Here is a 2,365-nt window from a genome sequence, read left to right on the forward strand (position 1 = left end):
CCGCCGCGCGCATCGTCGCCGACCCGTTCGGCGAGCAGCCCGGGTCCCGTCTGTACCGCACCGGCGACCTGGTCCGCTGGACCCTGCCGGCCGGCACCGACGAGGCCCCGGTGCTCGACTACGTCGCCCGCGCCGACGCACAGGTGAAGGTCCGCGGCATCCGGATCGAGCCCGGCGAGGTCGAGGCGGCGCTGCTGTCCCACCCGGCCGTCGGCCAGGCCGTCGTGGCGGCCCATGGCTCGGACGACGACAAGCGGCTGGTGGCCTACGTGGTACCCGCCGCCGGCGCGAGCGCGCCCGACTCGGAGGAGCTGCGCGTCCACGCCGCCGAGCGGCTGCCGGAGTTCATGGTCCCGGCCGTCACCATGGTGCTGGAGCGGTTCCCCCTCGCCCCCAACGGCAAGCTCGACCGCAAGGCCCTGCCGCGACCCGAGGTCGCCACCCGCCCCTACCGAGCCCCGCGCACCCCGAAGGAACAGGTCCTCACGGAGCTGTTCGCCGAGGTGCTGGGCGTGGAGCGGGTCGGTATCGACGACGACTTCTTCCTGCTCGGCGGGCAGTCGCTGCGCGCCACGCGCCTGATGGCCCGGGTGCGCGCCGCGCTGGACGCCGAGTTCCCGATCACCGCGATCTTCGAGTCGCCGACCGTCGCAGGCCTGGCCACCCGCCTGTCCGAGGGCACCCGGCGTCCTCCCCTCGTCCCGGCACGGCGCCCCGAGACCGTCCCGCTGTCGCCGGCCCAGCAGCGCCTGTGGTTCATCCACCAGTACGAGGGCCCGTCGGCCACCTACAACATCCCGGTCGCGGTGCGGCTGCCCGCCGAGGTCGACCACACGGCGATGCGGGCCGCCGTCGGCGACGTCATCGCCCGGCACGAGTCGCTGCGCACCCTGTTCGTCGTGGACGACCTGGGCGTAGCCTGCCAGCGGATTCTGCCCGCCGCCGAGGCCGAGGCCCGGTTCGCGCTGCCGCTGGTCGAGGTCGCCGCGCCGGAGCGCGACGCCGCGGTGGCCGCGGTCATCCGGCACGCCTTCGACCTGGCGAACGACATCCCGGTCCACGGCAGCCTCCTGCGCATCACCGCGGACGGCGGAGTGAGTCACCACGTGCTGGTGATGGTCGTGCACCACATCGCCGGCGACGGCGGCTCGATGGCCGCGTTCTCACGCGACATCGCCACCGCCTACGAGGCCCGGCTCACCGGCGCCGCCCCGGCCTGGGCCCCGCTGCCGGTGCAGTACGCGGACTACACGCTGTGGCAGCGTGAGCTGCTCGGCGACGAGTCCGACCCGGAGAGCCTGATGGCCCGCCAGGTCACGTACTGGCAGAACGAGTTGGCGGACCTGGTGCAGCCGACGGCGCTGCGCACCGACCGGCAGCGCCCGCCGGTGGCCAGCTACCGGGGCGGCATGGTCGATTTCGAACTGCCACCCCGCTTGCTCGTCGCCCTGGAGAAGTTCGCCTCCCGCACCGGCACCACCGCCTCGATGGTGCTGCAGTCCGCGTTCGCGGTGCTGCTCTCCCGGATGGGTGCCGGCACCGACGCGGTGATCGGCACGCCGATCGCCGGGCGGACCGACGAGGCGCTGGCCGACCTCGTCGGGTTCTTCGTCAACACCTGGGTGCTGCGCGTCGACCTCGACGGCAACCCGTCGTTCAACGACGTGCTGGACCGGGTCCGGAGCAAGGCCCTGGCCGCCTACGAGAACCAGGACGTGCCGTTCGAGCGCTTGGTCGAGCTGCTGAACCCCGACCGCTCACGGGCCTACCACCCGTTGTTCCAGACGATGTTCGTGCTGCAGGACGGCGCCTGGGTGGAGCCCGCCGGTGAGCGGGCGGGCTGGTCGCCCGAGGACGCCGTCACCGGCACCGCCAAGTTCGACCTGATGATGACCATGAACGAGGCCAGGTCCGCCGACGGCGAGCCGACGCTGGCCGGACACCTCGAGTTCGCGCTCGACCTGTTCGACCGCGCGACCGCCGAGGACTTCGCCGCCCGGTTCGTGCGGGTGCTGGAGCAGGCACTCCGGGCCCCCGAGCTGCCGGTCGCCGTTCTCGACCTGCTGCTGCCGTCCGAGCGCACCGCGCTGCTGCCCGAGACAGCCACGCCCGCCGTCGAGCGCACCACCGTGGTGGAGTTGGTGGCGCGGCAGATCGCGGCGACTCCGGGTGCTGTCGCCGTGGTTGGTGAGGGTGTGGAGCTGACGTACCGTGAGTTGGACGCGAGGGCGGACCGGTTGGCGCGTCGGCTGGTCGTGGCGGGTGTGGGTCCGGAGAGCGTGGTCGGTCTGGCGGTGCCGCGTACGGTGGAGCTGGTGGTGGCGATGCTGGCCGTGTGGCGGGCCGGTGCCGCGTATCTGCCGGT

Annotated in this window: 1 protein-coding gene; it reads left to right on the plus strand. The window is 73.2% G+C overall.

The window, feature by feature from the left end; genetic code table 11:
- The coding region (locus ACWD3D_RS36155; RefSeq protein ID WP_451464900.1) for a condensation domain-containing protein at nucleotides 1–2,365 on the plus strand (2,365 nt) is incomplete at both ends.

Source organism: Streptomyces sp. NPDC002690 (assembly GCF_053592415.1).